Raw genomic sequence first — 23,295 nt, 5'->3', positions numbered from 1 at the left:
CCCGCACCGGCGGGCCGCTGGGGGTCAGTCTATGGCGAGCCCGTGACCCGGCCGGGGTGCCGTCCGGGGGCACCCGTGGTGCGTCGCCGCCCGCACCTCCTCGCAGACCCCTCCCCGGCCCGCGCGGGCGACGGGGCCTGTGGACGAGGCTCCCGGGGCGCGTCGCGCGCGCGTAGGGTGACGCCGTGCCCGATCTCGCGAACACCCCGATCACGATCCCCTCGGACCTCCTGCCGGCCGACGGCCGCTTCGGGTCCGGGCCGTCCAAGGTCCGCGCCGCGCAGGTCCGGGCGCTGTCCGACGCCGGGACCTCCCTGCTGGGGACGTCCCACCGGCAGGCGCCCGTCCGGTCCCTGGTGCGCCGCACGCGCGAGGGCCTGGCCACGCTGTTCGCGCTGCCCGACGGCTACGAGGTCGTGCTGGGCAACGGCGGCTCCACGACGTTCTGGGACGTCGCGACCGCGTGCCTCGTCCGCTCGAAGGCGCAGCACGCGGCGTTCGGCGAGTTCGGCGCGAAGTTCGCCGCCGCGACGACCGCCGCGCCGTTCCTCGAGCCGTCCCAGGTGATCTCGGCCCCGGCCGGGACGGTCGCGCTCCCGGAGCCCGCGGACGACGTCGACGTGCACGCCTGGCCGCACAACGAGACCTCGACCGGCGCGATGGCGCCCGTGCGCCGCGTCCCCGGCTCGCGCGAGCGCGGCGCGCTCACGCTCGTGGACGCCACGTCCGGCGCGGGTGCGATCCCCGTGGACGTCGGGCAGACGGACGTCTACTACTTCGCCCCGCAGAAGGTCTTCGGGTCGGACGGCGGCCTGTGGCTCGCGCTGTGCTCGCCCGACGCGCTCGCGCGCGCGGACGAGGTCGAGAGCAGCGGCACCCGCTGGGTCCCGGAGTCGCTGTCGCTGCGCACCGCGGCGGCGAACTCGCGCCAGGACCAGACGCTCAACACGCCCGCGATCGCGACGCTCGTCATGCTCGCCGAGCAGGTGGAGTGGCTCCTGGGCAACGGGGGCCTGGAGTGGGCCGCCGCCCGGTCTGCCGAGTCGGCCGCGCACCTCTACGGCTGGGCGGACTCGCGCGAGTGGGCGACGCCCTTCGTCGCGAACCCGGCGGAGCGATCGACGGTCGTCGGCACGATCGACCTCGACGACAGCATCGACGCGACGGCCGTCGTGGCCGCGCTGCGCGAGAACGGCATCCTCGACGTCTTCCCGTACCGCAAGCTCGGCCGCAACCAGCTGCGCGTCGCGATGTTCCCGGCGATCGAGCCCGACGACGTCCGCGCCCTCACCGCGTGCGTGGACCACGTCGTCGACCACCTCGCCTGACGAGCACGGCCGAGGTCTGCGTCCAGCACGAGGCCGGTGCCGCCCGGGAGACCAGGGCGGCACCGGCCTCGCGGCTGGGCGGGAGGGACGGCGTCAGGCCGCCCGGGCGGCCTCCTGCGCGTCCTCGGCCTCGAGCCGGCGGCGCGTCTCGGCGCGCGCGGAGCGGTCAGTCGGCGTGCCGGCGTCGAGATAGCGCACCACGAGGTGCGGGCGCTGCAGGACGCGGTAGCGGACCTCGAGGTGCCAGTTGCGCACCGCCCAGACGGCGGCACCCACCGCGACGAGCGCGGCGGTGATCGACCCGACGCCGATCGCCCAGCGCGGGCCCCACGCCTCGGCGATCCAGCCGACGAGCGGGGAGCCGACGGGCGTCGCACCGAGGAACACGATCATGTAGAGCGACATGACGCGCCCGCGCATGACGGGGTCCACCGACATCTGGATGGTCGAGTTGGCCGCGGTCATCATCGTGAGCGACGCGAGCCCCACGGGGATGCACGCGACGGCGAAGGTCGCGTACGTGGGCATGAGCGCCATGACCCCGGTGGCGACGGCGAACCCGAACGCGGACCCGATGACGAGCCGGACGCGCGGGCGCTCCCGACGCGCGGCGAGCAGGGCCCCGGTGAGCGAGCCGATCGCGAGGATGGACCCCAGGATCCCGTACTCCCCCGGCCCCATGCCGAACTCGACCTTCGCCATCATCGCGGACGTGAGCTGGAAGTTGAGCCCGAACGTCGACACGACGCCGACGACGACCATGATGACGATGATGTCCGTCCGCCCGCGCACGTACCGGATGCCCTCGCGGATCTGACCCTTCTCGCGCGGCGCGCTCGGCAGCACGTGGAGCTCGCGCGTGCGCATGTACATCAGCGCGAGGATGGTCGCCCCGAACGTCACGCCGTTGATGATGAACAGCCAGCCGGAGCCGACGGCCGCGATGAGCAGCCCGGCGACGCCCGGCCCCACGAGGCGCGCCGCGTTGAACGACGCGCTGTTGAGCCCGACGGCGTTGGAGAGCTTGTCGGGGGGCACCATCTCGGCGACGAACGTCTGGCGCACGGGGTTGTCGAACGCCGAGACGACGCCGAGCAGGCCGGCGAAGACGTAGACGTGCCACAGCTCGACGTTCCCGGACAGCACGAGCGCGCCCAGGCCGAGCGCGAGCAGTCCCATCGCGCCCTGGGTGGCCATGAGGAGCCGACGGCGCGGGAGGCGGTCGGCGAGCAGCCCCGCCCACGCGGACAGGGCGAGCACGGGCGCGAACTGCAGCGCGGTGACGACGCCGACGGCGACGCCGGAGTTGTCGGTGAGGTCGCTGAGGACGAGCCAGTCCTGCGCGACGCGCTGCATCCAGGTGCCGACGTTCGCGACGAGCGCGGCGCCGAACCAGACGCGGTAGTTGTAGTACTGGAGGGAGGAGAACGTGGTGCTCATCGGGCGGCGATCCGGGTCAACAGCTCACTGGCGCGGGCCAAGGTCTCTCTTTCGTCAGGGGTGAGGGAGGACAGCTGCTGCGTGAGCCACGCGTCCCGGCGGCGCCGCGTCTCCTTGACCTCGCGCACGCCGGCGTCCGTGAGGCGCACGACGACCTGACGGCGGTCGCTCGCGTGCTCCCCCTTCTCGACGAGACCCATCTCGACGAGGGCGTTGACGGCGCGGGTCATCGAGGGCGGCCGGACGCGCTCGTGCTCCGCGAGCTCGCTGGGCGACATGGCGCCGTGCTTGTGCAGGACGGTGAGGACGCCGAACCGCCCCTCGGGGAGGTCCGCCTCGCCGCGCTGGGCACGCAGCCGCCGGGAGATCCGGGTGAGCGCGACCCGCAGGTCGCCGCCGAGCGTCGCGGGCCGGTACTGGTTCCGGGTGGGAGCAGTGAGGTCCGCAGCAGGCATGATAGTTACCCTAACTCATTACCTTGGGTAAGGAAAGGCCTGCGGGTGGAGATCCCCGTCACGAGCGGGCGTCCGAGACGTCCTGGACGTCCGCTATGGTGTGCGCCGTGCACCAGGAACTGACCCTCGCCGAGACGCTCCACCTGCTCGGCCTCATGGGCCGCAGGCTCCCCTCGTTCGTCACGTCCGTGTCGGGTCGCGGGGACGCGCTCGAGGTCGTCGCCGACCCGCGCCAGGTGAAGCGCCTGCCCGCGCCGCTCCGGCTCGCGACGCGTCTCGCCCCGACGGTCCGCGCCACGCTGCGTGTGGTCGACGTGCAGGACGGCGTCGCGACGATCTCCGTCGACGCGAGCGCCGGCGGCCTGCCCGCGCACAAGCTCCTCGGTCTCGCGGCGAGCCGGATCGAGTCCGTCGTCGCGGCGAAGGGCCTCCCCGCCGGGTCCGTGCGGGTGCTCCCGGACGCGCGCGTCGCCCTCGACGTCCAGCGCCTCCTCCAGGCACGCACCCCGGGTGCGCGCGTGAGCGGCGTGGCGTTCAAGGACGGCGTCGTCGTCCTCGACGGCGTCGCCTGACCCGTCGCGCGAGAGCCCGGCTCCGCGGGAGCCGCGTCCCCTCGGTGGGCCGGCGGTCCGGCGGAGCCCGCGTCAGACGGCGGCGCGCGTCGCCTCGTCGAGGAGGTCGAGGAACGCGCGGTAGTAGTCCTCGACGTAGTGGACCGGCGACGGTCCCCACCGGTGCGCCGGGTCGCCGACCACGAGCCGGTCCGGGACCCGGAGGAAGCGGGCCTCGCCCAGGTCCTTGCGCATGCGCGCGTAGAGGTAGGTGAGCGTGCGGTTCGCCGCCTCGACGCGCTGCTGGTCGAACGCCCCGCCCGCCGCGTCGCCCCGCGCCCAGTACGCCTCGTGCACGACGACGCGGCCCAGTCGACCCTGCCGGCGCGCGGTGGCCACGAGCGCAGCCCAGCCGGCCTCCCACCGGACGAGGAACTCCGGCGACCCCGACGCGACGCGACGCGACCGCACGCCGTCGCCACCGGCCCGCAGGAACTCCATGGAGCGCGTCGCCACGCCACCGTCCGACCCGACGACGAGGTCGTACTGCTCGTCGACGAGGTCGAGAACGACGACGTCCGCGTCCGTGGTCACCAGCTCCGTGGCGAAGGTCTTGGCCAGGTCCCGCTCGACCATGCGGCGCTGGAACGACGACTCGACGCGGGCGAGGTCCACGCCGCCCAGACCACCGGCCGCGAACGCCGACGCCAGGGAGCTGCGTGCGTAGTAGTCGGCGAGGCGGAACCGCGTCTCCTCCGCCAGCGCGAACGCGTCGCGGGTGACGCAGCTCCCGTGGACGAGGACGCTGCGCTGCGGGCTGCTGGAGCGGTCGGTCACCGGCGCCCGATCACTTGACCGTGGGCGGCAGGACCTCGAGCGCCTCGGCGTTCTGGACGAGGTAGTCCCCGACGGAGTCGTTCGCGATCGACGCCATGAGCGGGTCGAACCGGGCACGGTCGAGCACGACGATCGACTGCCCGTCGGCGCTGCGCCCGGTCCCGGAGTTGGGCGCCGTCATGAACGTGACGTCGTTCGTGCTCAGACCGCGGGCGCTCATGTAGAGGTTCCGCATCTCGTCGATGGTCAGGCCGTCGTCGGTCGCCACGGACTCGCTCACCGCGGTGAAGAAGCGCGTCATCATCGCGACGTCGTTGCGGTTGTTGTTGATCTTGCCGAGCATCGCGCGCATCCAGTTCTGCTGGCGCTGCACGCGCCCGAAGTCGCCGTTCGACAGGCCGTGGCGCTGACGCGTGTAGGTGAGCGCCTCCTCACCCGTCATCTGGTGCACGCCCGCCTCGAAGAACACCTTCTTGCCGTCGCCGATGTCCTCCGGGATGCGGATCTGCACGCCGCCCAGCGCGTCGGTGAGGGTCGTGAAGGACTCGAAGTCGGTCACGGCGAAGTGGTCGATCCGCACCCCGGTGAGGTCCTCGACCGTCTGGATCATGAGGGGCGGGCCACCGTAGGAGAAGGCGGCGTTGATCTTCGCCTCCCCGTGACCGGGGATCGGGACCCACGCGTCGCGCGGGATGGAGACCACCTGCGCCGTCTGCCGGTCGGCCGGCAGGTGCACGAGCATGATCGCGTCCGTGCGCTGCGCGCCCGCCTCCCACTGGGAGGGGTCCCCCGCCGAGATACGGCTGTCGGAGCCGAGCACCAGGAAGTTCACGGCCTCGGTCGCGACCTCGGGGTCGCTCGGTGCCGGGTCGGGACGGTTCTCCAGGCCCTCGAACGGGTCGGCGAGCTTCTCGATGTTGCCGTCGAGCTGGCGCTGGAACCACCAGGCGCCCCCGACGCCGGCCAGGACGAGCACGGCGAGGAGCGACACGAGCACGACGAGCGCCGTCCGGCCACCACGACGACGGCGCGCGTGCCGCCGGTCGGCAGGCGGCTCGGGCGAGGACTCGGGGAACAGGGTGTCGGCCACGGCTGGCATCCTACGGCTGATGACCGGCGTGGCACCGCTGTTCGGCGCCTTGTCACCCTCCTCTTCACCCCCCGCGCACCAGCGCTCCACGGGGGTGCCGGGCCGCCGGGCGGTACGCTCGTGACGCTCAGTTCCATGAAGGCACCGGCGGAGGCGCGCCCCGGCGAGCCGTCGATCGCAGGGGGCGACATGTCTACGAGTGCCGCGCGGCACGCCCGTCCGCGTCGTCGACCGGTCCCAGGGCCACGTCACCGGGACCGGCACGACCACCTGCTCCTGGTCACCCACCACTACGAGCCGGAGACGGGCGCGCCGCAGCGCCGCTGGGGTGCGCTCGTGCCCCGCCTGGTCGGCGCGGGCTTCCGCGTGACCGTCCTCGCCCCGCCTCCGCACTACCCGGCCGGCGTGCTCGACCCCGAGCACGCGCACCTGCGCCCCGGGCTCGTCCAGCGCGGTCGCCACGGCGAGCGGATCCTGCGCGTCAGCTATCGCGAGCACTCGTCGTCGCTCGTGTCCCGCACGGCCGACCACGTCGTCGCTGCTGCCCACTCGGTCGTCCTCGGGTGGCGGCACCTGCGCGCCCGGGCGCACCGCCCGACCGTCGTCGTCGGCACCGTGCCCGGCATCCCCAGCATGTTCGCCGCATGGGCCCTCGCCCGGCTCTTCCGCGCCCGCTTCGTCGTCGAGATGCGCGACGCGTGGCCCGACCTCATCCGGCCGTCCGGTGTCGTCGCGGACGGCTCCGGCCGCCGGGCGCGGGCCGCCGTGGTCGCCCTCGTGCACCGCGTGATCGTCCGCATGCAGACCCGCAGCGACCTCGTCGTGACGACGACGGAGACGTTCGCCGGCATCGTCGAGAGCCGGGGAGCCGCGAACGTGGGCGTCGTCCGGAACGGCACGGCGTTCACCGACCGGCTCGCGGACAAGGTCGACGACGAGGTCGACGCCCTGCCCGACGACGACGCGCACCCCCTGGGCCCGGACCGGCCGCTGCGCGCCGTCTACGTGGGGACCATCGGCCGGTCGCAGGGTCTCGAGGTCGTCGTGGAGGCCGCCGCGGCGCTCGCCGCGCGGGGCGTGCCGCTCGAGGTGCACCTCGCCGGCGCGGGGGCGGACATCCCCCACCTCAAGGCCCTGGCCACGACGCTCGGCGCGCCGGTGACGTTCCTCGGTCGTGTGCCGCACACGGACGTCCCCGCGCTGTACGCGTGGGCCGACACCGTGCTCGTGTCGCTGCGCGACTGGGAGCCCTTCCAGTGGACGGTGCCCTCGAAGCTCTACGAGACGATGGCGACGCGCCGGCACGTCACGGCGTGCGTCGCGGGCGAGGCCGCGGAGCTCGTGCTCTCCCTCGAGGCGGGCGACGTCGTCCCGCCCGGGGACGTCGAGGCGCTCGCCGCGCTCTGGGCCGGCTTCGTCGCCGCCGGCTCCGTCCCGGAGATCGGTCCCGCCGCCCAGGAGTGGGTCGCGCTCAACGCGGACGACGACGCGCTCGCGGCCCGGTACGTCGAGCTGCTCGACGGACTGCGTCGATGAGGGCGGCGGCACCGCGCGACGCCGTCCGCGCCCTCGTCCTCGCGCTCTCCTTCGGGGCACGCGCCGTCGTCGACGACCCGGTGTGGCTCGCGATCCAGGCCGCGCGGCGCGCGCCCGCCCGGGCCCGGCGCGGCGCGGTGCGCCTGCTCCTCGTGGCGCGCGACCCGTCCGCGCGCCGTACGCTCGGCCTCTTCCTCGACGGCTCCCCCGACGACGCAGCCCGCACCGTCGCTGCGGTGCTCCGAGCGCCCGGGTCGCGGCTCGGGCGCCGCGTGGCCGCCGAGGTCGCCGTCGCGGTCGGTCACCCCGAGCTGCTCGACGGCGTCCCCCACCCCGGCCCCGCCCGGTTGCGCGCGCTCTGGCAGGCGGGTGACGTGGACGCGCTCGATCGCGCCAGCGCGTCCGGCCGCGGCGAGCGTCGCACGCTCCGCACGATCCGCGCCCAGGTCGACGCGCTCCGGCCCGACGCCCCGACCAGCGGGACCTCGCCGCACCCGGTGCGGGGCGACGTCGGGCAGGCGCGGGTGCTCCACCACCTGACGAACTCGCTCCCCCACACGCAGAGCGGGTACACGCTGCGCAGCCACGCGATCCTCCGCGCGCAGCACGAGGACGGGCTGGCCGTGGCGGCGACGACGCGCGGCGCCTACCCGGTGACGATCGGCGTGCTCGGCGCACGCGCCGCGGACGTCGTGGACGGCGTGCGGTACGAGCGGCTGCTGCCCTGGGTGCTGCACGGCGACCCGGCGCGGCGTGCCGAGGTCGAGGTCGACCTGCTGGTGCGTGCGGCGCGGAGGTTCGCGCCCGACGTCGTGCACGCCACCACCCCCTATACGACCGGCGCGGCGGCGCGCGCCGCGGCCCGACGCCTCGGCGTGCCGTGGGTGTACGAAGTGCGAGGCCTGCCCGAGGAGACCTGGGCCGCGTCGCACCGCACGCCCGAGGCGCGGCGCGCCGCCGAGGCCTCGGGCCGGTACGCCCTCGTCCGGGCGAAGGAGACCGAGCTCGCGCTCGCCGCGGACCATGTGGTGACGCTCAGCGAGACCATGCGGGCCGAGCTCGTCGGGCGCGGCGTGCCGGCGGCCCGCGTCACGGTGGTCCCCAACGCCGTGCCGACGTCGCTCCTGGACGCGACGCACCCCACGCCCGACGCCGCCCGCGAGCGCCTCGGCATCCCGGCGCGCGGGCCCGTGGTCGGCACGGTGAGCAGCGTCGTCGACTACGAGGGCCTCGACACGGCCCTGCGCACGGTCGCCGCGCTCCGGGCGGACGGCGTCGACGCGACCGCGCTCGTGGTGGGCGACGGCGTCGCCCGCCCCGGCCTCCTCCGCCTCGCCGACGAGCTCGGGCTCGGCGAGCACGCGATCCTGCCGGGGCGCGTGCCGCGCGCCCTCGCCACGACGTACCTCGCGGCGCTCGACGTCGTCCTCGTCCCGCGCCGGGACGACCGCGTGACGCGCCTCGTCACCCCGCTCAAGCCGGTCGAGGCGATGGCCGTGGGCCGGCCGGTGGTCGCGAGCGACCTCCCCGCGCTGCGGGAGGCCGTCGGGGCCGCGGGACGCCTCGTGCCCGCGGGCGACGTCGCCGCGTGGACCACCGCCGTGGCGGACGTCCTGGGCGACGACGACGCGCGCCGTGGCATGCTGACGCGCGGTCGCGAGCTCGCGGCCACCAGGACGTGGGCCGCGAACACGGCCCGGTACCGCGAGGTGTACGCCCGAGCACTGGCAGGAGGAGCGCGATGAGCACCGCCCTCCTGCGTCGTCCCCTCGGCGCCCTCGTCGCGACGGCACTGCTCGCCGGCTGCACGACGGCGGCGCCGGAGCCCGCGCCGTCGGCGACGAGCGCGTCCCCCGCGCCGACGCGCTCCGCGGCTCCCAGCCCGACGCCCACGCCGACAGGACCGGCGGACCCGCTGCCCGAGGGGCCGGTGAACGCGCTCCTCGTCGGCACGGACTCACGAGACCCGGCCGACCTCACGGGCAACGCCGACACGATCCTGCTCGTCCACGTGCCGGCGGACCGGGAGAAGCTGTACCTCGTGTCCTTCACGCGCGACATGTGGGTCGACATCCCGGGGCTCGGCGAGGGGAAGATCAACGCGGCGTTCTCGCGCGGCGGGACGGACACGCTCGTCCAGACGGTGTCCGGCCTGCTCGGCGGTGCGGAGATCGACTACGTCGTCCAGTCGAACTTCGCGGGGTTCATCGCCCTCACGCGCGCGCTCGACGGGTTCGAGGTGGACAACCAGCACGCGAGCACGGTGACGGTGCAGAGCACGGGACGCGTCGTCGACTTCCCCGAGGGGCGCATCACGCTGTCCGGCACGGACGGTCTCATCTACGTGCGCGAGCGCAAGCGGCTCCCTCTCGGCGACCTCGACCGCACCGAGCGCCAGCGCGCCGCGGTCGTCGGGATGCTCGACCGCATCGCCGAGCGGGCGGACGAGCCGGAGGTGCTCGCCGAGCTCGTGCCGATGCTCGTGCGCAACGTCAAGATCTCCGGCGACCTCGACGTGGACGACGTGCTCGCGCTCGTCCCGCTCGCGGCCGAGCTGGAGCGCGAGGACGTCGTCGGGCTCATGGTGCCGATCACCGGGTTCGGCGACAGGGGCGGCGCGTCGGTCAACCTCGTGGACGCGGACCAGACCGCCGCGCTCGGCGACGCGGTGCGCACGGACACGCTCGACGAGTACGTCGCGACGTACGGCACGGCGTACGCGCCGACGGGATCCTAGGATGCCGCGATGACCGGAGAGACGAGCACCACCGAGAGCAGGTCCCCTCGCGGGGACCTGTACTCGATGCTGTTCGCTGGCCCGCCGTCGACGACGGAGGTCGTCTCCGCGGGTCGGCTCACCCGCGTCGGGGCTCGCCCGCCGCTCGGGGTGTACCTCGGGCAGCTGTGGAACCGTCGGCACTTCCTGTGGGCCGAGGCCCGCGCAAAGGTGACGAGCGGGACGCGCGAGAACCTGCTCGGCACCGTGTGGCTCGTGCTCAAGCCCGTGCTCGACGGGCTGACGTACTTCCTCATCTTCGGCCTGCTGCTGAAGTCGTCGCGCGGCATCGACAACTTCATCGGCTACCTCATCGTCGGGGTGTTCCTCTTCTCGTTCACGACGAAGGCTGTGACGGGCGGGGCCAACTCCATCAGGAACGGCCGCAACCTCATCCGGGCGTTCTCCTTCCCCCGCGCCTCTCTGCCCATCTCGGTGATCCTGCGCGGGATGCTCGACATGATCCCGGTGCTCGGTGCCATGGTCGTGCTGCTCACCGTCATGCCCCCCGCCGAGGTGTTCACCTGGCGCGTCGTGCTCGTGCCCGGCGTCCTTGCGCTCCAGGTGCTGTTCACCACCGGCCTGGCACTGCTGCTCGCGCGGTGCGTCGCCGTCGTTCCCGACCTCAACCAGCTCATCAGCTTCGGCATGCGGCTGTGGCTCTACGGCTCCGCGGTGTTCTTCTCCTACGACCAGTTCATCGACCACCCGACGGCGCTCGCCCTCATGGAGGCGAACCCGATGTTCATGGTGCTAAGCATGGTCCGCGACTGCCTGCTCTACGGCGTGACGCCGGCGCTGTCGTCGTGGCTCGGGCTGGGCGCCTGGGCCGTCGGGACGCTCGTCGTGGGGTTCCTCTTCTTCTACCACGGGGAGGAGTCCTATGGCCGAGCTTGACCCCTTCGCGTCCGCCACGGTCGCGGTCCAGGACGTGCACGTGCGCTACCGCGTCCCGTCCACGGACGCGGCCGAGCGTCGGCGCTCGAACCGGCTCGTCCGGGCCGCGAAGACCGTGCTCGGCCAGCAGCCCATGGTGCTCGTGCGGGCGCTCTCCGGGATCTCCTTCGTGGCACGCTCGGGCGAGCAGATCGGCCTCGTCGGCCAGAACGGCTCCGGCAAGAGCACGCTCCTGCGGATCATCGCCGGGCTCGAGCGGCCCGCGCGCGGGCGTGTGCTCGCCGAGAGCACGCCCGTCCTCATCGGGGTCAACGCCGCCCTCGTGCCCGACCTCTCGGGAGAGCAGAACGTCCGGCTCGGCTGCCTCGCCATGGGGCTCACCCCCGAGCAGACGGAGAAGGCGATTCCCGACGTCGTCGAGCTCGCCGGCCTCGGCAAGTCGATCTACCTGCCGATGAAGACGTACTCGTCCGGCATGGGGGCACGGCTGCGGTTCGCCATCGCGACCGCCGCGAACCCGCACATCATGCTCATCGACGAGGCCCTCGCCACCGGCGACGCGGCGTTCAAGGAGCGCAGCGAGGCCCGCATGAACCGGCTGCGGGAGAACGCCGGCACGGTGTTCCTCGTGAGCCACGCGGCGCAGACCATCGAGGAGACGTGCACCCGCGCGATCTGGCTCAACTACGGCCGCCTCGTGCTCGACGGCCCGGCCGAGGACGTCGCGCTGCGCTACCGCAAGTGGGCCTGGGCGATCGCCAAGGAGAAGCCCGACGAGGCGAAGAAGATCATCGAGGACGCCCTCGCGGAGAAGACCGAGACGCACGTGCAGGTGGAGGAGTCCCCTGGACGCAGCTACCGCCCCCGGCACGTCCGGGGACACGGCCGGGACGCGGCCGCAGCAGAGAAGAGAGAAGCATGACCGCTCGCATCATGACCGTCTACGGCACCCGACCGGAGGCGATCAAGGTCGCTCCCGTCATCAAGGCGCTCGAGGAGAGCCCCGACTTCGAGTCGGTGACCGTCGTGACCGGCCAGCACCGCGAGATGCTCGACCAGGTGAACGAGCTCTTCGGCATCGTCCCCGACCACGACCTCGACATCATGAGCCACGGGCAGACGCTGGCGCAGATCTTCGCGCGGGTCATCGAGGGTCTCGACCCGATCCTCGAGAAGGAGAGGCCCACCGCGGTCATCGTCCAGGGCGACACCTCCACCTCGACGGCCGCCGCACTCGCCGCGTTCTACCGGCAGATCCCCGTGGTGCACCTGGAGGCAGGCCTGCGCTCCGGGAACATCCAGTCCCCGTTCCCGGAGGAGGCGAACCGGAAGATCACGACCCAGATCGCCGCCCTCCACCTCGCTCCCACCGAGACCAGCCGGGCAAACCTCCTCGCCGAGGGGGTCGACGACTCCACGATCGTCGTCACCGGCAACACCGTCATCGATGCGCTGCTCACCACGGTCGGCAAGGAGATCCCCTTCACCGACGCGCGCCTCGAGGACCTCGCCGCGTCGGGGCGGCGCATCCTCCTCGTGACCACCCACCGCCGCGAGAACTGGGGCGGCGCGATGGAAGGCGTAGGGCGAGCGCTGGCACGGATCGCACGGTCGTTCCCCGACGTGGAGATCGTCCTCCCGGCGCACCGCAACCCCGTCGTGCGGGAGGCCGTCCTCCCCCAGCTTGAGGGCATCGAGAACGTCACCGTGACCGAGCCGCTGCCCTACGGCGAGTTCGCGCGTCTGATGGCCGCGAGCATCCTCATCCTCTCGGACTCCGGCGGCGTCCAGGAAGAAGCCCCCAGCCTCGGCAAGCCGGTGCTGGTCATGCGCGAGAACACGGAGCGCCCTGAGGCGGTCGAGGCTCGGACGGTACGCCTCGTCGGGACAGACGAAGCCCGGATCGTCGACGAGGTCACCGCACTGCTCACCGACGATGACCGCTACGGCGCCATGGCACGCGCGAGAAACCCGTACGGCGACGGCGACGCGGCCGAGAAGACGCTCGCCGCGCTTCGCGACTTTCCGCTGTGAGCAGCGGCGTGACGACAAGAGACACGCCCATGCACTCCCACGGCGAGCCGGACCTCAGGCAGTGGGGCGTCCACGTCGAGGACTGGGACGAGGACGAGTTCATCACTGGCAACCCCGCCGACGGGATCCACCGGTTGCACGTCGCCGACAATGGAGTCGTGGACGTGCTGCTCCGTGGTTCACCGCTCGGCGTCTCCAGCACGGTCGCTCGAGTGCCCGTGTTCTTCGCCGGGGCGGTGACGAACCGCGCGAACCGGCCGGGCCCCTTTTTCTCCGGCCACACCATCTCTGCCTCGCAGGGCCTCCCTGCGATCCTCATCGCCGACCCCACCATCACGGACCACCCTGAGCTCTCACTCGGGTGGTACCTGGGGTGCGACCGGTTCGACGCGCTGGGAGCGATCGCCCGTCTGCTCAGGAGGCTCGCCGCACGGTACGGGTGCCGCTTCCTGCTCGTGGGCGGTTCCGGCGGAGGCTACGCGGCCCTGGCGATCGCGGAGAGGCTCGAGGGGTGCGCCAGCGTCCTGTGCTGGAACCCCCAGACCGATGTCCTCGAGTACAACCCGCGAGACGTAACCCGGTACGTCGAGTCCGCATTCGACCGTGAGAGTGGAACCGTCGACCTCGCCGAGGCACGAGATCTCCTGCGGACGGCCGACAAGCAGACGGTCGTCGGTCGAGCCGACGTCGCCCGGGACATCCTGTACCTGCAGAACTCCGGCGACTGGCACGTCGGCAAGCACGTGGCGCCGTTCGTCGATCGATTGGGCCTCTCGCTCGATGGTGGCAGGGCGTACCACCCGGACGGGAGCACGGTGGTCGGGTTCGGCTCCTGGGGCGAAGGTCACGCCGTCCCGCCGCGTGACGTGATCCTGCGTGCACTGACACTGATGGCACTGGGATCGACGCCGCTCGAGTGCCTCGAGCAGCTGCAGAGAGACCATCCCGCACATTTCCCTGAGCTTCCCAGCGCGGAGGATCACGTGCCCCAGTACTTCTGGGAGCGCACGCACAGCGGGATCCGGATCTCGGCGAAGGGCCCGCACCCCCCGGGAATGACCTTCGCGTACTACGCGATGGACGGTACGCGACGTGCGAAGGTGCGCTGGTACGAGTCCGACGCCGACTTCGTCTTCGATCCTCGCGAGCTGGGCGGGGTGGACAGCGTGGCGTGCTTCGTTCGAGATCTCGCCGGCAGCCAGCGATCCACCGTCGTCACGCTGATCGACCCCGAGCAGGGCGCCACGGATCGCGACGACGTCCCCGCGTCACGACCCACCCTCTAGAAGGTCGTCGTCCCCGTCCCCGCACGATCGGCGATGTCTCGCTGACCCGGGCCGGGGACCCGCCGAGGCTGCTGCAGCACGCGGGGCCTCGCTCCTTCGCTCATCGAGCGTCCGGCCGCGGTCCGGCGTGACCGGGTCATCAGTCCTGCCGCAACCCGGGTCCTGGCACCGCGGCAAAGGGAGGTGGCGCCAGCAGCGCATCGATGGCCAGGATGCGCATCGCCAGCTGATAGCCACGGCGCGCCGAGGCGTCGAAGAGCGCATCCATCCGGCGCTGCAGGGCGGCGGCAACCTCTGCGGACAAGCCGATCTCCTCGACGCGTTGCAGCGCGCGCGTCGCCTGCAGGTGAATCCTCCCGGCCATCTCCGCCCAGACCAGACTCTGCGGCCCCTGGCGACGACGTGACGTGTGCACATGACGACGCCGCGTGGCGTCCGACCACGCTTCGGTCGACGCAGACTCCTGGATGTTGAGCACGATCCGCTCCGGGCCGCTCCGGAGCTCCCGCTGCACCCGCCCGAAGGGGTAGCCCCCGCCGAACGGCACATCCACGAGCGCGGGGTGAAGTCGGGCGAGCACGTCGAAGATGACGCGATTGCTGGATCGCTCGCCATGGTCGAGGCTGCGCGCCGCAGCGAACAAGTTGCTGGACAACAGCGGATACCACACCGCGCGCTCGTGGACGAGGGTGAAACCGCGCATGCCACAGTGCGACCTATTTCGATGGCGTAGGTAGTGGTCCTCCACCATGTCCTCCAGCGTCTCTCCAGCACCTCTCTCGAGGTCGGCCGCGAGATCGTCGGCGACAGCATCCAGGTAGGCGTGCGAGCGCCACTCGGGCTGCGACGCCGCCGACACCAGGCGGGTGGCGAGCTCGGCAGCCGTGGCGGACGTCTGGATGTGGTCCTGGACGACCTCCGTCCAGAAACCACGGAACAGCTCGCCGCAGGCTCCCCCGACGCCCAGCTCTGTTCTGTTCGCCCCGAGCGGGCTGTGAGAGGCCGCGCCGAAGCGGTGATACTCCCCGGCGTAGTAGCTGAGCCAGAAGTCGGTGTTCCACTCGAGCGTGACGGGCCGCAGCACGCTCTCGTCGTGCCCGGTGTAGAACCGCCCTCCGACGAGGTCGACCAACGTCGACGCGATCCGCACGTCGGGGCTCGACTCGGCGCCGAGCGTGTTGAACGAGACGCGGTCCTTCCATCCCGTAGACCCGAGGAGCGCCCCCAGCACGAGACGACTGTCCTTGCCCGCGGTGACGTCGACGACCGTCTGCTCGACAGACTCGCAGGTGACGGCAGCGCGGACCGAGGAGACGATCTGCTCGACGCCGAGTTCCAGCGAGGTGCCGTAGGAGTCGCTGCTCGTCAGCAACCCGGCATCGGGGTGCTGTCGGCGGACCAGCTGCCCCGCGCTCACCAGCAACGTGTTGGTCGCTTCGGAGGGGCGCACGCCCTCCACGGCTGTACGGCTCAGCGCATTCTGCTGCGCGAAGAAGCCGTGCTCGCTGAACAACGAAGCCGTCACGTAGACCCAGTCAGGCTTGGGCGGACGCCCCAGGGCGGCCAACAGGATCGAGACCATGTGCGCGCGGTTGCTGACGATGGCGACGCCGTCCCAGGCGTACTCGAAGACGGTCCCGAAGCCGAAGACGTCGGTCTGCACCGTGGCCTCGCCGTCGCGGATAACGAAGCGGCTGTACTGGCCCTGGTCAGGGCTGAGCGCTTCGATCTGCTCCGGGCGCGCCGGAGCCCGCGCCATGAAGAGACCGTCGTTGAGCATGCCGAGCCCGGACACGCCACAGGCACCGCCGGGCCACCGGTGCACGCGCGCCGGCGCAGAGGAAGCCAGCCACAGGCCGTCCTTCGCATCCCCTACCGGCTCGAGATACAACGTTCCATCGGTGAAGGGCTCCGGTGCCAGGAGACCGGCCCGGTGCGGAGCCAAGGAGATCACGGCGAAATCGAGCATCGGGGCCGCGAGCGGGACGAACGGCACCGTACGACGGCCCGCCTGTGCCTCAGGAGCGCGCAAGGTACCCCTCCGCTCTCGTGAAGGCGGAAGCGAGCGCCGATTCGAACTGCTCCCTCGAGGCCGGGACGTGCCCGGGACCGAGGTCCACGGGCACGATGCGCACTCGACGATCGACAGACTCCCCGCCCTCCGGCGACAGGCCGAACACCGCTGCGAACGGGGCGCAATGTTCCGCGACGTGGTGATGATCGTGACGGTTGATGACGTAGTCGACGAGATTCTCGGTACCAGCGCGATACCTCTCCACGGCCGATACCCGCCGGAGAACGGTCGGGTCTGACTCTACGTCCGTCGAGCCGAACACCACCCGCGCGGCACTGGCCCAGTCCTGCGTCTCATATCGCGACAGGACCGTCTGCGGGGCGAAGACGACGGCGATCGACCTCGGCATTCGCGCAGCGAGCTGGAGAGCGGCGAATCCGCCGCCGCTCCCGCCGGTGATGGCGGTCGATCGCGCCCCTGACACGGCGGCGACCTTCTCCACCACCAGCTGGATGACGTCCACCAGGTCGTGCTCCGCTGTCCCCAGGAACCAGCCAAGACTCAGCTCCGGGTCCATCGTGAGCGTGGGGTCGGAGAAGAGCACGAACGACCACGGGCTGTCCTTTCGAGACGCCATCCGCTCGAAGTAGGGGTACTCCGTGGTGCCGCGATCGGCCGCTCCGTGGAAACCTACGGTCAGGCGCTCGCTCGTCCTGATCCCCGCGGCCGCCCACAGCGTCAGGCTGTCGGCCACGACGGGGTACAGAGCAACGAGTCCCGGGATCGGGTTGAAGGCAGCAACCGACGACGTCTCAGCGATCGGCAGCTGATAGCGCGAGTGCCAGCCCTCGATCCAAAGGGTCTCGCCGCTTCGGGAGGCCGTGCGCTCGGCCCGATACTCTGCGAGGTCAGCGGTCCTCACTTCCAGGACCGCCGTACTGCTGGCCGCTCGACCACTGACGTAGAACCGGACCGCATCGACGTCGCCCGTGGAGTCGATCGCGGCGTCGGGAGCCTTCAGCACCGCCCGCGGGACAGCGACACGGATCCACGTTCCCTGCTCGACGGGCGCGAGAAGGATCCGGTAGTACGCGCCCTCGATCATGTACCCGAGACCAACGTACGACACGTCAGCCCACCCAGAGAGACGAAACTCTGCGACGAGCACGTCTCCGGTCGCGTGCTCCGGCCGGACGTCGAAGACGAACCGGCGGTCCTCACCGGACCGGGCGTGGAAGGTCGCAAGGACGTCGAGGTCCGCCGACGACGAGGAGCCGAGGCTCCTGACGAGCGCCGATCGTAGATGATCGTAGAACGCGTCCTGGTAGTGGAACGGTGACCTCCCCCACTTGTGGTCGCTCGCCGCTACACCGGCGTCCTTGGCACTGAACGAGACGAACTGGTCCGCGGAGATGTCCTCGCTCATCCTGCTGTAGAGGCGGTCCAAGAACTCGTTAGCCCGCCGGATGCGGTCGGGTGCGTACATGGCCGGGAACTCTGATCCGTCGTCGAGCGTCGTGGCCCACTTCGCGGCGTTGACACGCAGGTGCGCGCGCCGACCGCGCGCGTCGAGCGTGGCCAACAGGCGCACCCACCCCTGCTCCCACAGGACGTAGAACTCATCGGAGCCGGAGGGGATCGTCCGTGAGACGGGCACGTGCGCGGCTCGCGAGAGCTCGGCGGAGAGCGTGCAGACCGCACCGCTCACCGGATGGACCGCGAGGTCGAATCGTTCGTCGATGGGGTCGTAGACGACGAGGTCCGAGGTGTCCTCCGCGAGGTAGCTTGCGAGGCTCTTTCCTAGGTCTTGCTCGACCATGCGCCGTTGAAACGCCGATTCGATGCCCGTGAGGTCGACCCCCGCATACTCCACATCCGACATCGCGCTCGCGAGCCCCGAACGGGCGTAGTACGCGCTCAGCTCCCATCGTCGGTCCGAGCTGAGATCGAAAGCATCCCTCGTCACGCAGCTGCCGATGATGGTGAGGCGGACGGCTCTCTGGTTCATCACGATGCCCCTGCAATCAGCCCGAGACCTCGGGGAACGACGGAGTTGACGCGCTGGATCGAGCCGCGCTCGAGCCGCATCCGCGCGCTGGGACGAAGCACGGACTCGGGAGGCCGCTCCACTATCGCGCTCCGGTCTTGCCGATGAGGTTCAGCTCGGACTGCAGCACCAGCGACTTGTCGACCTGGGATCTCACCCGTTCCGCGGCACCGCGGGAGAGCCGCATGAAAAGACCCGGGTCGCGCGCCAGCCGGAGCAGTGCCGCCGCCAACGACTCTGCGCTCTCCGGATCGCACAGCATGCCCGACTCCGAGTCGACGAACTCAGGTACTGCGGCAACGCGCGACGTCACAGGTACCAGCCCAGACGACATCGCCTCGTCCCGAGACACTCCTTGGGCGTCCATGCGGGTCGGGACCAGGAAGACGCCGTACTGCCGGTGCATTCGCGCGATCTCGTCGTGCGACAGGAAGCGTCGCTCCACCCGCACGTTCGCAAGACCTCGTATCGGCTCCAGGGTCGCGTCGAACAAGGGGCCGTCACCCACGAAGCAGAAGTGCATGTTCTCGAACTCTGGTTCTCCTCGGAGGAGGTCGACCGCCGCGACGCTCAGGTCGTTCGCGTACTTGGGGGAGGCGAACGGCCGGATCGACAACACCTTGAGCCGCGCGTCCTCCTCCTTCTGCGTGAAGGCGAAGAGGTCCGTGTCGACGGGATTGTGCACGATGCTGTAGCGCGATGAGCGGAGCGTCACGCCGACGTCCTCCATCACCTCGTCCGCGAAGTACTGCGACACGAAGACGAAGTGGACGTCGACCGCGGTGTCCTCGAAGACCTCGCGCCAGAACGCGATGCGCGCCTCCGACGCACGCTTCGCCGCATCGAGCTCGTGGTCGCTCTGGTAGTTGTACGACCTACGCCACCATGGCTGCACCTCAGCGCCGTGCAACCACACGACGACGCGTCGGCCCCGGTGGTGCGTGCGAACGGACTTCCACATGGCGGAGTCCAGGAAGTGGATGAGGATCACGTTGTCAGCACGCGAGCGCAAGGCCATGTCGAGGACCTCGGGGGAACCGACGGCGACGTCGACGCCCTCGTGCTCGTAGGTCCGATAGGTCTGCCCGGGTTGCACCGCTAGGACGTCGACACCGACACCGGCGCGGGCGTATGCCAGCACGCGTGAGTGCACGAACCCGTTCCGATAGCGGTCGTCTCTCGACGGGTACACATTCGTCAGCAGAAGGGCGTCGCCCCGCAGCGGCATGAAGGCCGGGGCTTCCGACCGGTGGTCGAACTCCACGCTTCGCAGCTGGGCCGTACCCTCACCCGCCACCCGGAGCGCGACCCGCAGCGTCCGCGCGCCGACGGGCGGCGTGCTGACGGCGTTCTGATTCGCGAAGTGGACCGACGAGCCGATCCTCTTCTCGGCCGCGTCGTAGTAGATCACCGCGATCTGCACGTTGAGCCCAGGCGTGCACTCTACGTACAGCTTCAGCTGGTCACCCTGAACGAGCGTCGCAGTCTCGTGCTCCGACCGAGAGAACAGATAGTCGTGCGTGCCGACCTCGAGAGTCGACTCGATCACCACGCTCGAGCCCTCGGCATCGGTGCGTACGGCGGAACGCCGGAACCCTCCGAACCCCGAGACGATGTCCTCCTCGGCGTCGACACCTCGTGACCGCGCCTCGGACTGCGCCCCCAGTGCTTCGGCCGCCGCGTAGAGCTCTGTCATCGACAGCCCTTCGTCGCCCGGCGAGGCTTCGACCGCATCCGAGACGTCCGCGCCGCGCGCGCCACGGCAGTAGCCGAACGGCTCGACGGCGAGCCCGTCCGCGACGAAGTCCCACCCCTCGACCAGGTCGGCGAACCCCATCTGATCGCTGAGTGCCGCCGTACTCACGACAGCCGCACGAAGAGCGCCTGGTCCGACGATTCGGTAGCGAGCGCCGGGCCTCTCGACGACCTCGTCGGCGACGAGCTCGAACCCGCCGTCGATACCAACCGCCTCCGCGGCGGTGTATCGATGCGCGAGAGTCAGGTCGCGGAGCAGGTAAGGACCGTGGTAGTCGCCGGGTCGCCACACCGTGACGTAGTCGAAGCGTCGTCGAAGACGGCCGATGCTCTCCGGCGCACCCGTGCGCGTACTCGCGTGCTCCTCGACGGCGCCGAGGCGAAATGGCTGCAGGTCGCTGCCCCTCCACAGGAACGCCGTCGCGTGCACGCCCTGCTGCGCGACCAGGTCCGCCGCGAGGCTCTCCGGCTCGTCTGCTCCGCGTGCATCGACGAGGACCGCCACGCTCGGCGCGTACGCCTCGAAGCGGTCACCGGTGATCCTGGAACGTAGGTAGGAGAACCTGTCTGCATAGGTGTGCTCGCCCAGGACCTTGCGCAGCGCGGCGTGGCGCTTCTTGCGGACGTCCAGCTCGCTGAGGCGATCGATCAGCTCTCTCGCGCTGCCCCCGTCGTCCACGGCGATCGTGAGGTCGCCGAACAACGTCCGAACGCCGCGCGAGTAGTTCCCCAGGACGAGCGTCCCTGAACCCATGAGCTCGAAGACGCGTCGAGCGAACATAGTCGTCGACTGCTTCACGGAGTTCATGTTCAGACCGAAGCGATACCTCTTGTAAGCATCGGGGACGTCGCCCGGGGCGAGCGTGCCGCGGATGTGCTCGGCGTAGCGGTCCGGGAACCGGTAGTCCTCGAGGTCCGAGCCGAAGTTCCGGTCATAGATGTCGATGGCGTAGGCGGGCGCGAGCTCGTCGACCATCGACTCGAAATCTTGGTTCCGTTCGGGATACCTGCGGTAGAACGCCCCGGCGAACATGATGGCCGCCTGCCGCTCGACGGTGGCGACCGGGTTGTGGATCGCGGGCTGGCAGGCGAAAGGCATCAACCACACGCGGTCGTGCCCGACGGCGTGCTTGTAGGCGGGGATCGAGTCGATGTCCGTTGTGAAGATGTGATCGAAGCGCGACGCGACGTTGAGGAACGTCGAGAAGTGAACAGGGTCTTCCTTGTTCCAGAACACGGTCGGCGTGCCGTGGGTACGGCACCACTCCAGTATCCCGGCGAGCTCCCGCGGCATGTGCCCGACCCGGTTCTCCCACACGTTGTCGATCCCGCGCCACGCGGACTCGACGAAGAGGAGGTGGGGCTGCCCGCTCTCCAGCTCCTCGCGCCAGCGGTCAGGCGTTAGATGGATGGCCTCGCACTCCGGCTCGAGAGACATCCGGGTGAAGTCGTCGACGATCATGGCGACACGCGGTCGCGAGCCGCTTCTCAGCGCTCTGAGGGCGGAATTCCTAGGGAGAGCGACCTCACCGGCGTCGGGAGCTGCCTCAGCGAGCCGCGATGCTGCACGAACGGCCTCCAGCCGCTCACGGTGTGCCTCCGCGTGGCGTTGCACCTTCGCGACCGCCCGCGCAGAGTCGTCCGAGTCGCCCCGGTCCCGCAGGATTCGCAGGATCGCGACTGGCAGACCGAGGAGCGCACCGGGGCCGCGCGCGGCGTTCCGGGTGGCCCGAGCCATCTTCACCGGCCGGCTCGACCTCAGCTTCGCGAGCGCCTTCACTGCTCTCAGCAGCTCCGAGACGACCTCACTCTCGTACTGGCGTCGTACGCGGAGCTCTTCCTCGGCACACTGCAGAGCCTGCTCGAGCTCCGCAGCCCTCCGCTTGAGCTTCTTCTCGACCTGCATCGCCCGCCGGTACTTTTCGTTGGCCGTGCGGAGCTTCGTACGAAGTCGGCGGAGCTCGGGCTCGAGCTCCGTGTCCTCGCTGCGAATCACCTCCAGACCCCCTTGGTATCGATGACGATCTTCTCCCGCAGACGGAGCGGCTTGCGGTCCGCCTGCTTGAACTCGGTGTGGTCGACGAGCACCAGGACGATGTCGGCGTCGTCGACGGCGCTGTTGAGGTTCGTCAGCCGGACGTCAGGTCGGTCCGCGAGGACGCGCGGCAGCTCAAGGATGTGCGGTTCGACCGCGTAGATCGTCGCGCCCTCGATCTCGTCGGCCAGGCGGGTCGTGATCGCGAGCGCGGGCGACTCGCGGAGGTCGTCGATGTCCGGCTTGAAGGCCAGGCCGAGCACCGCGATGCGCGGCGCCTTGAACCGGTCGGCGTGCGCCTTGACCCGGGAGATCACGTACTCGGGCTTGGCGTCGTTGACCTCGCGCGCCGTCCGGATGAGCTGTGCTCGCTCGGGCGCCGCGTCGACGATGAACCACGGGTCGACCGCGATGCAGTGGCCGCCCACGCCCGGGCCGGGCTGAAGGATGTTCACGCGCGGGTGGTGGTTGGCGAGGCGGATCAGCTCCCACACGTCGATGCCGAGGTCGGCGGAGATGAGGGAGAGCTCGTTGGCGAACGCGATGTTGACGTCGCGGTACGAGTTCTCCACGAGCTTCGCCATCTCGGCGGTGACCGCGTCGGTGAGCAGGATCTCGCCCTGGCAGAAGACCTGGTAGAGCTCCTTGGCCCGCTCGGCGGCGTCTGCCGTCAGCCCGCCGACGATGCGGTCGTTCGTGACGAGCTCGATCATGACCCGGCCCGGGAGCACGCGCTCGGGGCAGTGCGCCACGTGGATGCGCGCGCGTCCCTCGGACCCGTCGAGCGACAGGTCGGGGCGCGCCGCGAGGATCCACTCCGCCATCTGCTGCGTCGCCTGGGGCGGGGACGTCGACTCGAGGATCACGAGGGCCTCGGCGGACAGGTGCGGCGCGATCGCCTCGGCCGCGGCCCGGATGTAGGAGAGGTCCGGCTTGTGCCCGTCGGTGAACGGGGTCGGCACGGCGACGATGAAGGCGTCGGCCGGCTCGGGCTTCGTCGTCGCACGCAGCGTGCCCTGGGTGACGGCGCCGGCGACGTAGGTCGCGAGGTCGGGCTCCACGAAGGGCACGTCGCCACGGTTCACCGCCTCGACGGTGCGCTCGTTGATGTCGACCCCGATGACCTCCACGCCGTTCGACGCGAGGATCGCTGCGGTCGGGAGCCCGATGTAGCCGAGCCCGACGACGCACACGCTGGTGCTGCTCATGTTTCC

Annotated in this window: 17 protein-coding genes; 9 read left to right on the top strand and 8 right to left on the bottom strand. The window is 71.0% G+C overall.

The window, feature by feature from the left end; all coding sequences use genetic code 11:
* Positions 1-185: 185 nt before the first annotated feature.
* Positions 186-1,328 carry a phosphoserine transaminase gene (gene serC, locus ACZ4MO_RS11840; RefSeq protein ID WP_255437216.1) on the top strand — a complete coding sequence of 381 codons (1,143 nt, stop codon included), beginning with the start codon at positions 186-188 and terminating at the stop codon, positions 1,326-1,328.
* Between the two features lie 93 nt (positions 1,329-1,421).
* Here the strand turns inward: serC and ACZ4MO_RS11835 are convergent, their stop codons facing one another.
* Positions 1,422-2,768: an MFS transporter gene (locus tag ACZ4MO_RS11835; protein ID WP_175008970.1), complete on the bottom strand. Its 1,347-nt coding sequence runs from the start codon at positions 2,766-2,768 to the stop codon at positions 1,422-1,424.
* Positions 2,765-3,223 (bottom strand): MarR family winged helix-turn-helix transcriptional regulator, encoded by a 459-nt coding sequence (locus tag ACZ4MO_RS11830; protein WP_021483075.1) that lies wholly within the window; start codon positions 3,221-3,223, stop codon positions 2,765-2,767. Before ACZ4MO_RS11830 ends, ACZ4MO_RS11835 begins: the two co-directional genes overlap by 4 nt.
* Before the next feature lie 107 nt (positions 3,224-3,330).
* Here ACZ4MO_RS11830 and ACZ4MO_RS11825 point away from each other — a divergent pair, with 107 nt between their 5' ends.
* Positions 3,331-3,795: a hypothetical protein gene (locus ACZ4MO_RS11825; protein WP_255437217.1), complete on the top strand. Its 465-nt coding sequence runs from the start codon at positions 3,331-3,333 to the stop codon at positions 3,793-3,795.
* A 72-nt stretch (positions 3,796-3,867) separates the two neighbouring features.
* Here ACZ4MO_RS11825 and ACZ4MO_RS11820 read toward each other — a convergent pair whose 3' ends face one another.
* Positions 3,868-4,611 carry a DUF6270 domain-containing protein gene (locus ACZ4MO_RS11820; protein ID WP_175008971.1) on the bottom strand — a complete coding sequence of 248 codons (744 nt, stop codon included), beginning with the start codon at positions 4,609-4,611 and terminating at the stop codon, positions 3,868-3,870.
* A 10-nt stretch (positions 4,612-4,621) separates the two neighbouring features.
* Entirely contained in the window at positions 4,622-5,701 is a 1,080-nt protein-coding gene (locus ACZ4MO_RS11815) for an LCP family protein (RefSeq protein ID WP_255437218.1), read from the bottom strand.
* Positions 5,702-5,836: 135 nt separating this feature from the next.
* Here ACZ4MO_RS11815 and ACZ4MO_RS11810 point away from each other — a divergent pair, with 135 nt between their 5' ends.
* The 7 genes from ACZ4MO_RS11810 to ACZ4MO_RS11780 are packed head-to-tail and all read left to right on the top strand — an operon-like array spanning position 5,837 to position 14,230.
* The gene (locus tag ACZ4MO_RS11810) at positions 5,837-7,237 is read left to right on the top strand and encodes a glycosyltransferase family 4 protein (protein ID WP_255437220.1); all 1,401 of its coding nucleotides are present in this window, start codon (positions 5,837-5,839) and stop codon (positions 7,235-7,237) included.
* Positions 7,234-8,982 carry a glycosyltransferase gene (locus ACZ4MO_RS11805; RefSeq protein ID WP_175008973.1) on the top strand — a complete coding sequence of 583 codons (1,749 nt, stop codon included), beginning with the start codon at positions 7,234-7,236 and terminating at the stop codon, positions 8,980-8,982. Before ACZ4MO_RS11810 ends, ACZ4MO_RS11805 begins: the two co-directional genes overlap by 4 nt.
* On the top strand, positions 8,979-9,974 hold the full coding sequence (locus ACZ4MO_RS11800) for an LCP family glycopolymer transferase (protein ID WP_175008974.1): 996 nt from the start codon (positions 8,979-8,981) through the stop codon (positions 9,972-9,974). Before ACZ4MO_RS11805 ends, ACZ4MO_RS11800 begins: the two co-directional genes overlap by 4 nt.
* 9 nt (positions 9,975-9,983) lie before the next feature.
* Complete coding sequence (locus ACZ4MO_RS11795; protein ID WP_175008975.1) at positions 9,984-10,910, top strand: ABC transporter permease; 927 nt, start codon at positions 9,984-9,986, stop codon at positions 10,908-10,910.
* The gene (locus ACZ4MO_RS11790) at positions 10,897-11,832 is read left to right on the top strand and encodes an ABC transporter ATP-binding protein (RefSeq protein ID WP_051876538.1); all 936 of its coding nucleotides are present in this window, start codon (positions 10,897-10,899) and stop codon (positions 11,830-11,832) included. The genes ACZ4MO_RS11795 and ACZ4MO_RS11790 overlap by 14 nt, the downstream gene beginning before the upstream one ends.
* Entirely contained in the window at positions 11,829-12,944 is a 1,116-nt protein-coding gene (gene wecB / locus ACZ4MO_RS11785; RefSeq protein WP_255437222.1) for a non-hydrolyzing UDP-N-acetylglucosamine 2-epimerase, read from the top strand. The genes ACZ4MO_RS11790 and wecB overlap by 4 nt, the downstream gene beginning before the upstream one ends.
* A gap of 8 nt (positions 12,945-12,952) precedes the next feature.
* Positions 12,953-14,230: a hypothetical protein gene (locus ACZ4MO_RS11780; protein ID WP_186810432.1), complete on the top strand. Its 1,278-nt coding sequence runs from the start codon at positions 12,953-12,955 to the stop codon at positions 14,228-14,230.
* 139 nt (positions 14,231-14,369) lie between these two features.
* Here ACZ4MO_RS11780 and ACZ4MO_RS11775 read toward each other — a convergent pair whose 3' ends face one another.
* The 4 genes from ACZ4MO_RS11775 to wecC all read right to left on the bottom strand — a co-directional run bounded on the left by ACZ4MO_RS11775 (position 14,370) and on the right by wecC (position 23,289).
* Complete coding sequence (locus ACZ4MO_RS11775) at positions 14,370-16,226, bottom strand: hypothetical protein (protein ID WP_175008977.1); 1,857 nt, start codon at positions 16,224-16,226, stop codon at positions 14,370-14,372.
* Positions 16,227-16,248: 22 nt separating this feature from the next.
* Positions 16,249-18,252, bottom strand: coding sequence for a DUF6270 domain-containing protein (locus ACZ4MO_RS11770; protein ID WP_175008978.1), 2,004 nt, complete (start codon positions 18,250-18,252; stop codon positions 16,249-16,251).
* A gap of 121 nt (positions 18,253-18,373) precedes the next feature.
* Positions 18,374-22,042 (bottom strand): glycosyltransferase, encoded by a 3,669-nt coding sequence (locus tag ACZ4MO_RS11765; RefSeq protein WP_175008979.1) that lies wholly within the window; start codon positions 22,040-22,042, stop codon positions 18,374-18,376.
* Positions 22,039-23,289, bottom strand: coding sequence for a UDP-N-acetyl-D-mannosamine dehydrogenase (gene wecC / locus ACZ4MO_RS11760; RefSeq protein ID WP_175008980.1), 1,251 nt, complete (start codon positions 23,287-23,289; stop codon positions 22,039-22,041). Before wecC ends, ACZ4MO_RS11765 begins: the two co-directional genes overlap by 4 nt.
* Positions 23,290-23,295 lie beyond the last annotated feature (6 nt).

This window comes from Sphaerisporangium cinnabarinum, from assembly GCF_055567015.1.
Note: the sequence above shows the minus strand (reverse complement) of the source record. Positions and strands in the feature narration are given on the sequence as shown.

Coding starts and splice junctions, on each gene's coding strand:
- ACZ4MO_RS11835 (WP_175008970.1), bottom strand. CDS start 2,768: ATGAGCACCACGTTCTCCTCCCTCCAGTACTACAACTACCGCGTCTGG.
- ACZ4MO_RS11830 (WP_021483075.1), bottom strand. CDS start 3,223: ATGCCTGCTGCGGACCTCACTGCTCCCACCCGGAACCAGTACCGGCCC.
- ACZ4MO_RS11810 (WP_255437220.1), top strand. CDS start 5,837: ATGAAGGCACCGGCGGAGGCGCGCCCCGGCGAGCCGTCGATCGCAGGG.
- ACZ4MO_RS11805 (WP_175008973.1), top strand. CDS start 7,234: ATGAGGGCGGCGGCACCGCGCGACGCCGTCCGCGCCCTCGTCCTCGCG.
- ACZ4MO_RS11800 (WP_175008974.1), top strand. CDS start 8,979: ATGAGCACCGCCCTCCTGCGTCGTCCCCTCGGCGCCCTCGTCGCGACG.
- ACZ4MO_RS11795 (WP_175008975.1), top strand. CDS start 9,984: ATGACCGGAGAGACGAGCACCACCGAGAGCAGGTCCCCTCGCGGGGAC.
- ACZ4MO_RS11790 (WP_051876538.1), top strand. CDS start 10,897: ATGGCCGAGCTTGACCCCTTCGCGTCCGCCACGGTCGCGGTCCAGGAC.
- wecB (WP_255437222.1), top strand. CDS start 11,829: ATGACCGCTCGCATCATGACCGTCTACGGCACCCGACCGGAGGCGATC.
- ACZ4MO_RS11770 (WP_175008978.1), bottom strand. CDS start 18,252: ATGAACCAGAGAGCCGTCCGCCTCACCATCATCGGCAGCTGCGTGACG.
- wecC (WP_175008980.1), bottom strand. CDS start 23,289: ATGAGCAGCACCAGCGTGTGCGTCGTCGGGCTCGGCTACATCGGGCTC.